The organism is Amycolatopsis sp. NPDC114504 (assembly GCF_055633595.1).
On record NZ_JBVKDU010000004.1, the window covers coordinates 231,620 to 243,864 of the forward strand.

Here is a 12,245-nt window from a genome sequence, read left to right on the forward strand (position 1 = left end):
CGTTGTAAAAATGAAGGGTCCTCGCCGATGAGAAGAGCCGCTTCCGTCTTCGTCGCCGTGCTGGTGGCGCTGGGCGTGGCGTCCGGCACGCCGCCCGCAGGCGCCGCCGAGCCCGTGCACGGCCTGAAAGCCGAGTACTTCACACCGTCGGCGCCGGGCGCGCACGACTTCGCGAACCTGGCCGGTACCGCGCTCGACGGGGAGGTCGACCACGCGGACCTGACCTCGGTCTTCGGGCTGGTCGCCGGGCGCACGGAGAACACCACCGCCCGGTGGAGCGGACAGCTCGCCGTGCCGCAGACCGGCGACTACACGTTCTACGCCATCGGCGACAACGGGTTCCGGCTGTTCCTCGACGGCGCACCGGTGATCGACCACTGGGTCGGCGACTGGGACAAGGAGCAGACCAGCGCGCCGGTCACGCTGACCGCCGGCAAGCAGTACGACTTCAAGCTGGAGATGTTCCAGGACACCGGCGGCGCGAACATGTTCCTGCGCTGGTCGAGCGCGACCATCGCGAAGCAGATCGTGCCGCTGTCGGCGTTCACTCCCCCGGCCGACTTCGCGGTCGTGCCGCGCACGGCGGACGTGTCCCAGGACGGCCGCACGCTCACGGCCGACTTCGGCGGCCGCGTCTCGGGCACGAGCGACCTGAAGGACCACCTGCGCATCGAGGTCGACGCGACGCCGATGCCGATCTCGGCCATCACGACGACCCGCACCCGGGCCACGATCCGGCTGGCCGAGGAGGTCCTGAAGGGCCAGCGGATCACGCTCTACTACGACGGCGCGGGCGCGCTCGCGGTCGACGGCACGAAGGTCGGCAAGGCCGGGCGCCTCGTCGCGAACGCGTCGACCGAACGGCTCCGGACACCGTGGGGCGAGAACGTCGACACGCGCCACCCGCTGCCGGAGTACCCGCGGCCGCAGCTCGAGCGCGACAAGTGGGTCAACCTCAACGGCCCGTGGGAGTTCTCGGCGGCCAAGGACGGCCAGCAGCCGACGTTCGGCAAGCGGCTGCCCGAGAAGGTGATCGTGCCCTACCCGATCGAGTCGCAGCTCTCCGGGCTCGAACGGCACGAGGACCACATGTTCTACCGCCGCACGGTCAGCGTCCCGCGCGACTGGAAGATCGGCGGCGGGCAGCGTCTCAAGCTCAACTTCGGCGCGGTCGACTACCAGGCGAAGGTCTGGGTGAACGGCAAGCTCGTCGCGGAGCACACCGGCGGCTACACGGCGTTCAGCGCCGACATCACCGACGCGCTCAAGCGCGGTGACGAGCAGGAGATCGTCGTCGCGGTCACCGACACGACCGGCCCGTACCAGCCCAAGGGCAAGCAGTCGCCCAACCCCGGCGGCATCTTCTACACGCCGTCGTCGGGCATCTGGCAGACGGTGTGGCTGGAGCCGGTGGCGGCCCAGGGCATCGACGAGATCAAGACGACGCCCGACCTCACCACCAACTCGCTGGCCCTCAACGTCAAGTCGGCGGGCAACGCCACCGTCACGGCGGTCGCCAAGGACGCGCGCGGCCGTCAGGTCGGCACGGTCACCGGACCGGCGAACGCGAACCTGAAGCTGGCGGTGCCCACCCCGCACCTGTGGACGCCGGACGACCCGTACCTGTACCAGCTGGAGATCAAGCTGGGCGGCGACAAGGTCAAGAGCTACTTCGGCATGCGCTCCACCGGCATCACGAACGTCAACGGTGTCCCCAAGCTGACGCTCAACGGCAAGCCGTTCTTCTCCCTGATGCAGCTGGACCAGGGCTTCTACCCGGACGGCCTGAACACCGCGCCGAGCGACGACGCCCTCGTCTTCGACCTGAAGGCGCAGAAGGACCTCGGCTTCAACGCGGTCCGCAAGCACATCAAGGTCGAGCCGGCCCGCTGGTACTACCACGCGGACCAGCTGGGACTGCTGGTGTGGCAGGACTTCGTGTCCCTCGACGACGGCAACAACGCCGGGGCGCAGCAGGCGTGGCTCAGCCAGGGCCTGGAGGAGATGCACCAGCTGCAGAACTACCCGTCCGTCTACGCCTGGATCGTGTTCAACGAGGGCTGGGGCGAGTGGGACAAGGCCGCGACCGGCCGGATCACCGACCAGGTCAAGGCCGCCGACCCGAGCCGGATCGTCAACGCCCACAGCGGGGTGAACTGCTGTGCGTCCAAGGGCGACTCGGGCGCGGGTGACGTCATCGACCACCACGACTACAACAACACCGACCCGGCCGCCTCGGACGGCAGGCGGGTCGCGATGGACGGCGAGCACGGCGGCTTCACGCTGCGCACGCCGGGTCACCAGTGGCCGGGTGCGCCGATCGCGATCTACAGCGGCGTGCAGGACAAGGCGGCGCTGACGGCGAAGTACGTCGACAACACCCGCACGTTCTACCTCGGGCAGGCGCGCGCCGAGCTGTCGGCGTCGGTCTACACGCAGGTCACGGACCTGGAAGGCGAGCTCAACGGGCTCTGGACCTACGACCGCAAGCGCATCAAGGTCGACCCGGGTCCGGTCCGCGAGATCAACCGGCGCGTGATCGAGGCCGGTGCCAACGCGGGCAAGCCGTACCCGTACGCGGGGAAGGGCTCGTGGAACCTCGACGAGCGCGGCGGAACGACCGCGAAGGACTCGAGCGGCGGCAACAACCCGCTGACGCTCACCCCGGCCGGGGCGACGTTCAAGGACGGCGCGCTGCAGTTCACCGGCGGCTCGGCCGACACCTACGGCCCGGTCGTCGACACGACCGGTGACTACACGGTGTCGGCGAAGGTGCGGCTCGACCAGCTGCCCGGCAACTACGCGACGGCGGTGAGCCAGGACGGCCGGGGGCAGGAGAGCCCGTTCTACCTGCAGTACGGCCAGGGCGCGTTCGCGTTCAGCACGCCGGGCGGCAACCGGGCCCGGTACGAGGTCGTGCCGGAGATCGGCCGCTGGTACGAGCTGACGGGCGTCCGGGCCGGCAACGAGATCAGGCTCTACGTGGACGGCGTGAAGGTGGCGACGGCCGCGGCCGGACCGGCGGTGGCCGGCACGGGCGCGTTCACGGTCGGCCGGGCCAAGTACAACGGCCAGAACGTCGACTTCTGGAGCGGCGCGGTCGACGACGTCCGCGTGGCCGGCAAGGCGTTGACGGACGCGGAGGTGGCCCAGCTCCCCTGACGCCGGCGGCGCGGCCAGGTCCGAAGCCCTGCCCCTCCTCGGAGGGGCAGGGCTTCGGCCGTCAGCCGGCGCGGCGCCCTCACCCCCGGTGAATTCCCGTCACAGCCGAGCCGGTCTTGGACAAACTTAAGGCTCACCCGCCACAGTGGGCGTGATCCGGGCGCCCGCGCTTGCCTGGGTGCATCGTTCAAGACGGGTTCAGTCGCCGGGCAAGAGATAACTGTCACCTCGTGCTCGGGGTGTCCGTTTCGGAAGATGGCTACTGGCACGTCAATCCATTGGTGATCTCCGAGGAGAGGTGCATGAGCGACCTCACTGCTCCGCCCGGCCCCGGTCTGCGCATCGGGCTGGTCGCGGAGTCGAAGAAGGCCGAAACACGAGTGGCCCTCACCCCCGACGCCGTGCGCAAGGCGATCGGGCTGGGCTACACCGTCGTGATCGAGAACGGGACCGGTGTGCGCTCCGGGTTCGACGACGAGGCCTACGCCGCCGCGGGGGCCGAGGTGTCGCCGCATCCGGTGTGGGACGCCGATGTCGTGGTCACGATCAACGCACCCGAGCCCGCGGAGATCGACCGGCTGCGCGAAGGCACGGTCCTGGTGTCGATGCTGGCACCCGCGCTCGAGCCGGATCGGCTGGCGGCGCTGGCCGCACGCGGGGTCACGGCGCTCGCGATGGACGCGGTCCCCCGCATCTCGCGGGCGCAGTCGCTGGACGTGCTCAGCTCGATGGCGAACATCGCCGGGTACCGCGCGGTGATCGAGGCGGCGCACGTGTTCGGGCGGTTCTTCACCGGTCAGGTCACCGCCGCGGGCAAGGTCCCGCCGGCGAAGGTGCTCGTCGCGGGCGCCGGGGTGGCCGGGCTGGCGGCGATCGCGGCCGCGAACAGCCTGGGCGCCGTCGTGCGCGCGACCGACCCGCGGCCGGAGGTGGCCGACCAGGTCCGCTCGCTCGGCGGCGAGTACCTCGCGGTGGAGGTCGAGCAGGAGGCGAGCACCGACGGCTACGCCAAGGCGACGTCGGAGGCCTACGACCGGCGGGCGGCGGAGATCTACTCCGAGCAGGCCGCCGACGTCGACATCGTCATCACGACCGCGCTCATCCCGGGCCGCCCGGCGCCGAAGCTGATGACGGCCGAGCAGGTCGCGTCGATGAAGCCGGGCAGCGTGATCGTGGACATGGCGGCCGCTCAGGGCGGCAACGTCGCGGGCACCGTGGCCGGCGAGGTCGTCACCACCGGCAACGGCGTGACGATCGTCGGCTACACCGACCTGCCCGCCCGGCTGCCCGCGCAAGCCTCGCAGCTCTACGGCACGAACGTGGTGAACCTGCTGAAGCTGCTCACCCCCGCCAAGGACGGCCGCCTCACCCTCGACTTCGACGACGCCGTGCAGCGCGGGCTGACCGTGGTCCGCGACGGCGAGGTCCTGTGGCCGCCGCCCCCGGTGTCGGTGAGCGCGGCCCCGCAGGCCGCACCCGCCGCGCGGCCGGAGCCGGAGCCCGCGAAGCCCCGGTCGCCGTGGCCGCGGGTGGCGGGCGCCGGACTGGGCGGCGTGGCGCTGTTCCTGGCGTCGGCGTTCGCGCCACCCGAGCTGGCCGGGCACCTGACAGTGTTCGTCCTCGCGATCGTCATCGGCTTCTACGTGATCGGCAACGTGCACCACGCGCTGCACACGCCGCTGATGTCGGTCACCAACGCGATCTCCGGGATCATCGTCGTCGGCGCGATCCTGCAGATCACCGGCGGCGGCGCGCTGACCACCGTCCTGGCCACCGCCGCGGTGCTGCTGGCCGCCATCAACGTCGTCGGTGGCTTCGCGGTGACCCGCCGGATGCTGTCGATGTTCTCGAGGAGCTGAGCCCGTGCACGCGGAAACCTGGAAGACGGCGGCCTACCTCATCGCCGCCCTGCTGTTCGTGGCCAGCCTCGCCGGGCTGGCCAAGCACGAAACGTCCCGCCGCGGCCTCCGGTTCGGCATCGCCGGCATGGTGATCGCGCTGGTCGCGACCGCCGCCACCGCCCTCGGGGCCGCCTCCGGGCTCGGCATCACGCTGCTGCTCGTGGCGCTCGTGATCGGCGCGGCCATCGGCTTGTGGCGGGCACGCGTGGTCGAGATGACCGGCATGCCCGAGCTGATCGCCCTGATGCACAGCTTCGTCGGCCTGGCCGCGGTGCTCGTCGGCTGGAACGGCTTCCTCGAAGTCGAAGCCGGCTCGACGGCCACCGAGCTGACGGGGTCGCTGCTGGGGATCCACCACGCCGAGGTCGTGATCGGCGTGTTCATCGGCGCCGTGACCTTCACGGGGTCGATCGTCGCCTACCTCAAGCTGTCGGCGCGGATCGCGTCCCAGCCGCTGCAGCTGCCCGGCAAGAACGCGCTCAACCTCGGCGCGCTGGTGGCCTTCGCCGCGCTGACCGTGGTCTTCGTGGTCAGCCCGGGCGTCTGGCTGCTGGCGGTGGTCACGCTGCTGGCGCTGCTGCTCGGCATCCACCTGGTCGCCTCGATCGGCGGCGGGGACATGCCGGTCGTCGTCTCGATGCTCAACAGCTACTCCGGTTGGGCGGCGGCCGCGTCGGGCTTCCTGCTGGGCAACGACCTGCTGATCATCACCGGCGCGCTCGTCGGCTCCTCGGGTGCGTACCTGTCCTACGTGATGTGCAAGGCGATGAACCGGTCCTTCGTCTCCGTCATCGCCGGCGGCTTCGGCGCGCCCGCGGCGACCGGGTCGGCGGAGGTCGAAGGCGAGCACCGCGAGGTCGACGCCGCCGGCGTGGCCGAGCTCCTCGCCGACGCCCGTTCCGTGATCATCACACCCGGGTACGGCATGGCGGTCGCCCAGGCGCAGGGACCGGTGGCGGAGCTGACCCGGCGCCTGCGGGACCGCGGCGTCGAGGTCCGCTTCGGGGTGCACCCGGTCGCCGGGCGGCTGCCGGGGCACATGAACGTGCTGCTCGCCGAGGCCAAGGTGCCCTACGACATCGTCCTGGAGATGGACGAGATCAACGACGACTTCGCCGAAACCGACGTCGTCCTGGTCATCGGCGCCAACGACACGGTGAACCCGGCCGCGTCCGAGGACCCGGCCAGCCCGATCGCGGGCATGCCGGTGCTGCGGGTCTGGGAAGCGGGCGACGTCGTGGTGTTCAAGCGCTCGATGGCGACCGGCTACGCGGGGGTGCAGAACCCGTTGTTCTTCCGCGACAACAGCCAGATGCTCTTCGGCGACGCCAAGGACCGCGTCCAGGACATCCTGGCCGCGCTTCCCAGCCGGGTGGCCGTCGGCTGATCCTGCGGGGAGCTGGGCTAGGGGCGATAGTCCCAGTCCAGCTCCCAGCACTGGAGGTGGTAGTACCCCAGGATGGCCACCGCGGCGCACCCGTCGGGCGACAGCTCGACCGCGATGACGTCCTCACCGCATTCGATCTCGGTCACCAGGCCGCCGCTCGGGAGGTGCCACAGGCGCAGCAGCCGAGGCGACGCCGTGAGCAGGAGGTCGCCGTCCGCGCTGAGGGCCAGGGACACCACCCGGTCGTCGGCCACCTTCGCCACGGCTTCGGCCGAGCCCGCGACGGACAGCACGACCTCGCCGGTGTTGTCGAAGGCGAGCCGGGTGGCGGCGAGGACCCGGCCGTCGGCGCTCGCGACCACGACCGACTCGCCGGCGTAGACGCGCGCCTCGCGCACGGTCGTGAAGTTCCCGACGTCCACCACCCGGGCACGCCCGTCGTTCTCGACCACGACGGCGACCGACCCCGACAGCACCACCCGCTCGTCCGCCCGCACCGACCACCCGTGCAGCGGGCGGCCGGTCAGCCGGTTGCGCAGGACGGCGAGACCATCGCGGCGGATGAACTCGAACGTGGGGTTCTCGTCCTTCAGCACGGGGTTCCCGACCTCGTCCCGCACGACGACGCCGGCGCGGCGGGCCGTCCTGAGGTCCCACAGCACTTCGGCGCCGTCCGAATCCAGCGCGAGCACGTGACGGTCGTCCGCGCAGGCCGTCGCGTGCTCGAAGTCCAGCTCGTGCCGCTCCGGCGCGGCCGCCACCTCGCCGGTGCGCAGGTCGACGACCTGGACGCCCCGGCCGAAGAAGTCGGCGAAGGCGTAGTGCACGTCCCGGGTGAGCGCCGTCCGGCCGTGCAGGACGGCGTCGAAGCGGCGGGACGGCCACACCCCCGCTAGGGCGATCCGCTCGCTGACCGCGCCCACCCGCCGCCACAGGGTCCGGAGCTCCGGGTGCCTGCGGTAGGCGGGCATCGCGCGCAGGATGTCCAGCTGCCGCCGGGCGTCGGCGAGGCGGCCGGTGTCGAGGAACTCCGCGGCCAGGCCGAGGTTTTCCGCGGCGATCAGCGCGTCCCCGGCCATCCGGTCGGTCGGCTGCGGGCGGGCGTAGCTCCACGGCGCGGCGGGCCCCGGCTCGGGCAGGTGGACGACGGCGGTGGTGTGGACGGTCCGCGGGGTGCGGCTGCCGAGCAGGACCAGGACGGCGCTGCCGCCGGCGTCCGCGGCGATCTCCATCGGGTCGCGCGAGGAGACGGTCGTGGTGAACGTGCAGCGGCCTTCGTCGAGCTGCCACCGCTGGACCAGGAGGTCGAACGTGTTCACCGCGGTCCGGCCGTCGTCGCTGACCGCCAGCCAGCTGAAACCCTTGTTCCACAACAGGGCGCTGCCGATGACCGTGACCTCGGCGGTCGCCAGGTCCACCCGGACGACCTGGTCGTCGTGGGTGGCCGAAAGCGCGTACCGGGCGGTGGGGCTGATCGCGCAGTTGTGCCGCAGGCCGCCGACCCGCCACAGCTCCTCGCCGGAGCGGGTCAGCACCCGCAGCGTCCAGTCGAAGCCGTCGAACACGACCAGGCGCTCGTTGTCCGCGGTCACCGCGATCGCCCAGCCCCGGCCGGATTCCGACTCCGCCGACCCGGCGCGGACGAGCGTCACGGCGTCGCCCAGTACCCGCACGGACCCGTCGCCGCCGACGGTGGCCACCATGGTCCCGTCGGGGCTGACCGCGACGGCCTCCACCGTGCCCGCCGGCAGGTCGGCGACCCGGGTGCACTCCCCCGTGGTCGTGTCCCAGACCCGCACCTGCCCGCTCGCGTCGGCGGAGGCCAGCACCCGGCCGTCGGTGCTCAGCGACACCGACCGGAGGCGGTCTTCGTGGCCGGCCAGGCTGTACCGCACCCGCTCGTCCGGCAGGGACCAGACTTCGGCCTCCTTGCCCCGGAAGGTCACCGCGGCCACCCGGCCGTCGGCGCTCAGCGCGATCGGGTGCGCCCGGTCGACGTAGACCGGGCTGGGCCGCTCGGTGACCGCCCGGTCCGGCAGGGCGCGGGCGGTGGCGGTGTCCGGGACGTCGGGCAGGTCGTCGAGCAGCCGGAGCGCCGACTCCTTGTCCCCGCGCTCGATGTGGACGGCGGCGAGCAGGTGGTCGGCCGTCCGGTCGCCGTCGTAGCTGAGCCGCACCGCGTCCAGCTCGGCGATCAGCTGCCGGTCGGTCCGCGCGCCGGCCCGCCACCGGCGCAGCCCGCGGTTGTAGGTCGCGTGCGGGTGGTGCGGGTCGGCGCGCAGCGCCTCCTCCCACAGCTCGTCCGCCTGCTCGGCGTGCCCGAGGTCCAGCAGGGACAGCGCGCGGTTGGACAGCGCGTCGGCGAGCAGCGGGGCTTCGTCCGGCCGCTGCCGCGGGTACGGCTCGAAGACCGCGGACCGGTAGAGCTCCGCCAGCTCGTCGGCGAGTTCACCGAACCCCGCGGGCCGGGCCGCGGGGTTCTCGGCGAAGCAGCGTCGCAGCAGGTCGGCGACCCCCGGCGGCACCGGCGGGAGGACGGGGTCGGCGGGACCGGCCTCGAGGAACTGCGCGAAGACGCCCGCCGCCGCGTGCCCGAACATCGCCGGCGGCCCGCCCGCGAACATCTCGACCACGCTCACCGCCCACGACCAGACGTCGGTCGCCGGGCCGAGCGTCTCGCCCCTGGCCTGCTCGGGCGAGCAGTACTCCAGGGTCAGGCCCTCGCCGCCGGTGACGTTGGCCAGGCCGAAGTCGGTGACCTTCGCCGCGCCGTCGCCGTCGAGCATGACGTTGGCGGGCTTGACGTCCTGGTGGACCACGCCGCGCTCGTGCGCGTGCCCGAGACCCCAGGCGGTCTGGATCGCCAGGTCGAGGATCCGGCGCACGGCCGGGCGGTGCCCGCCGTCGTAGAGCGCGCGGTCGCGGACGGCCTCGGCGAGGCTGCCGCCGCCGGCCCATTCGGCGAACACCCGGGGTGTGCCGTCGACGCGGCGGACGTAGGCGCAGCTCACGACGTGCGGGTGCGCGCCGAGGCCGACCCAGGCCTCCGCCTCGGCCTCGAACCGCTCGGCGTCGGCCGGGGACGCGACCAGCTCCTGGCGCGGGGTCTTGACCGCCAGCTCCATCCCCCACTGGCGGTGCCACACGCGGTACACCAGGCCCATGCCGCCGGTCGTGACGACGTCACGGACCTCGTACACCCCGAGCACGACGTCCCCCGGGGACCACACCTAGTCCACCTGCGCCACGTAGAGCGGGGTGCCGAGCACGACGTTCACGCCGTCGGCCGTGGGGCTGGGCCCGGTCAGCAGCCGCTTGGCGACGAACTCGAGGTTCTGGTCCGGCCCCGGCATGGCCTCGTTGGCCCGCTGCACGGCGGCCAGCGCCCCCTTGTGCGCCCCGTCGTCCTCGCGCTTGATCGCCTCGGTCAGCGCACCGATCTCCGGGTCGCTGCGCAGCCCGGCGAGCAGCGACGGCAGCACCGAGCGCGGCACCCCGGCCGCGGGGCCGCCGCCGAGGATGTGGTGCCCGGACCCGCCGAGCCCGACGACGGTCCGCCCGGTGCTCCCGCCGAAGTACGCGAGCGTCGGCTCCGCGGGGAACGGTCCCCAGCTCATCGGCAGCAGTCCCCAGAAGAACTGGCCGGGTTCGTCGACCGTGCCGAGGTCGCCGTGCTCTTCCAGGTACCGGACCACCCGCTGCAGCTTCGCCGTGCGCTCCCCGCCCGCGGGCGCCTCCGTGGCCTGCTTGCCCCCGAAGAGCTTCAGGTTGACGCTGACCTCGGTGGTGCGCTTGCGCGTGAAGGCCGGGTCCATCTGCGCGAGCAGCATGTCGACCTTGCTGTCACTGACGTACAGGTAGTACTGGAACGACACCGTGCTCCCCATCCCCCGACGACGCTGACCGGATGATAGCGACCGGGCCGGTCGCCGGCATCGCGGCCGTCGTCGCCGGGTCAGGAGAGTTTGAGGGCGGGTTTGGTGAGGTCGAGCCAGACGGCGACGTCGAGGATCCGCTCGAACGTGTAGCGGGCCGCCGGGTCCACGTCGGCGGGGTGCCGGCCGGCCGCCTCGGCCACCTTCTTCGGGTCGCACATGAACAACGCGTCGGTGTTCGACTCGGCGAGGACGTCCCGCACCTGCTGCTGGAGCGCGGCCACGTACCGGAGGTCCTGGGTCGAGGGGTACCCGCTCTTGCGGCGGGCCGCGACCGAGTCGGGGAGCACGTCCCGGGCCGCCGCGCGGAGCAGGCTCTTCTCGTTGCCGTCGAAGGTGTGCATCGACCAGGGGACGTTGTACAGGTACTGCACCAGGCGGTGGTCGCAGAACGGGACCCGGGTCTCCACGCCCGCGCGCATCGCCATCCGGTCCAGGCGGTCTTCGAGGGTGCGCATGAAGCGGGTCAGGCCCAGGTAGGCGATCTCGCGTTGCTTGCGCCGGCGGGTGTCCTCGCCGTCCAGGTGGGGGACCTCGGTGAGCGCGTCGTGGTAGCTGTCCTGGGTGAACCCCGGGAGGTCGACCAGGTCGATGAACTCCCGGGTCATGTACGACGACGTGTCCAGCTGGGGCCAGGCGACGAACCAGGGGAAGTTGCCGCCCGTGTAGACCGATTCGGCGTGGTGCCAGAGGTGGCCCATGAAGATCTCGTCGCCGGCCTCGCCGCTCAGCGCCACCGTGACGTGTTCCTTGAGTGCCTTGAACAGCAGGAAGATCGAGCTGTTCATGTCACCCATGCCGTAGGGCGCGTCCCAGGCGGCCACGACCTCGCGGCGCACGTCCGGGTCGGACAGCGCGCGGTGGTCCAGGACGAGCTGGTGGTGCTCGGTCCCGACGTGCTTCACGACGTCGGCGATGTAGGGGCCGTCGGCACTCCCCCGGATGGTGTCGGGCTTGAAGTTCTCGGTCTGGTCGGGGAAGTCCACCGAGAACGTGCGGACGATCTCACCGCGGGGACGCAGGCTGCGGTCGGCCAGACCCGTGAGCACGCTGGAGTCCAGGCCGCCGGACAGCAGCACGCCCCGGGGCACGTCGGCCACCAGCTCGTGCGCGACGTTGTCCTCGATCATCGCCTGGACCGTCCGGACCGTGGATTCCCGGTCCTCGGTGTGCGGCTCGGCGGTCAGGCGCCAGTAGGTGTGCTCGCGCAGGCCGGACCGGTCCACCGTGATCACCGTGCCCGGGCGGACGACCTTCACGCCCGACCAGACGCCTTCGTCGGTGCTCGGGAACCCCAGCAGCAGCCGGCGGATGCCGTCGGTGTCGACCACCGCCTCCGCCAGCGGGTGCGCCAGGATCGCCTTCGGCTCGGAGCCGAACAGGACGCCGTCCGGGGTCCGGAAGTAGTGCAACGGCTTGGTGCCCAGGCGGTCGCGGATGAGGAGCAGGCGCTCGGTCCGGCCGTCCCACACCCCGATCGCGCACATGCCGACCATCCGCTCGGCGACCGCCGCGCCCCACTCCAGGTACCCGCGCAGCACCACCTCGGTGTCGCTCGCGGTGCGGAACCGGTGGCCGCGCCGGCGCAGTTCGTCACGCAGCTCGACGAAGTTGTACGTCTCGCCGCTGTAGGTGAGCACGACCTCGCCGTCCGGGGTGTCGACCGACATCGGCTGGGTTCCGCCGGGCAGGTCGATGATCGAGAGCCGGCGGTGGCCGAAGGCGGCGTGCGTCCCGGTCCAGATCCCCCACTCGTCGGGGCCGCGCTGCCGCATGCTGTGCGTCATGGCCTCGACGGCGGGCCGTTCCTTGGTCAGGTCACGGTCGAACGACACCCAGCCGGCAACCCCGCACATGTTT

Annotated in this window: 6 protein-coding genes; 3 read left to right on the forward strand and 3 right to left on the reverse strand. The window is 72.1% G+C overall.

Annotated features, from left to right (window positions below; translation table 11 throughout):
* Positions 1 to 27 precede the first annotated feature (27 nt).
* The 3 genes from ACZ7PG_RS30955 to pntB all read left to right on the forward strand — a co-directional run bounded on the left by ACZ7PG_RS30955 (position 28) and on the right by pntB (position 6,450).
* Positions 28 to 3,162, forward strand: a complete 3,135-nt coding sequence (locus ACZ7PG_RS30955) for a LamG-like jellyroll fold domain-containing protein (RefSeq protein WP_470242659.1) — start codon at positions 28 to 30, stop codon at positions 3,160 to 3,162.
* 302 nt (positions 3,163 to 3,464) lie between these two features.
* Entirely contained in the window at positions 3,465 to 5,021 is a 1,557-nt protein-coding gene (locus tag ACZ7PG_RS30960) for a Re/Si-specific NAD(P)(+) transhydrogenase subunit alpha (protein WP_470242660.1), read from the forward strand.
* Positions 5,022 to 5,025: 4 nt separating this feature from the next.
* Positions 5,026 to 6,450, forward strand: coding sequence for a Re/Si-specific NAD(P)(+) transhydrogenase subunit beta (gene pntB / locus ACZ7PG_RS30965; RefSeq protein WP_470242661.1), 1,425 nt, complete (start codon positions 5,026 to 5,028; stop codon positions 6,448 to 6,450).
* A gap of 17 nt (positions 6,451 to 6,467) precedes the next feature.
* On the opposite strand, the gene ACZ7PG_RS30970 is transcribed toward pntB, so the two are convergent.
* The 3 genes from ACZ7PG_RS30970 to asnB all read right to left on the reverse strand — a co-directional run bounded on the left by ACZ7PG_RS30970 (position 6,468) and on the right by asnB (position 12,241).
* Positions 6,468 to 9,680, reverse strand: coding sequence for a WD40 repeat domain-containing serine/threonine protein kinase (locus ACZ7PG_RS30970; RefSeq protein ID WP_470242662.1), 3,213 nt, complete (start codon positions 9,678 to 9,680; stop codon positions 6,468 to 6,470).
* Positions 9,681 to 10,337, reverse strand: a complete 657-nt coding sequence (locus ACZ7PG_RS30975; RefSeq protein ID WP_470242663.1) for a DUF7019 family protein — start codon at positions 10,335 to 10,337, stop codon at positions 9,681 to 9,683.
* Positions 10,338 to 10,405: 68 nt separating this feature from the next.
* The gene (asnB, locus tag ACZ7PG_RS30980) at positions 10,406 to 12,241 is read right to left on the reverse strand and encodes an asparagine synthase (glutamine-hydrolyzing) (RefSeq protein WP_470242664.1); all 1,836 of its coding nucleotides are present in this window, start codon (positions 12,239 to 12,241) and stop codon (positions 10,406 to 10,408) included.
* Positions 12,242 to 12,245: the final 4 nt, after the last annotated feature.

What these genes read in the sequence shown, in the direction of transcription:
- ACZ7PG_RS30960 (WP_470242660.1), top strand. Translation starts at nt 3,465, where the DNA reads ATGAGCGACCTCACTGCTCCGCCCGGCCCCGGTCTGCGCATCGGGCTG.
- asnB (WP_470242664.1), bottom strand. Translation starts at nt 12,241, where the DNA reads ATGTGCGGGGTTGCCGGCTGGGTGTCGTTCGACCGTGACCTGACCAAG.
- ACZ7PG_RS30955 (WP_470242659.1), top strand. Translation starts at nt 28, where the DNA reads ATGAGAAGAGCCGCTTCCGTCTTCGTCGCCGTGCTGGTGGCGCTGGGC.
- ACZ7PG_RS30975 (WP_470242663.1), bottom strand. Translation starts at nt 10,337, where the DNA reads ATGGGGAGCACGGTGTCGTTCCAGTACTACCTGTACGTCAGTGACAGC.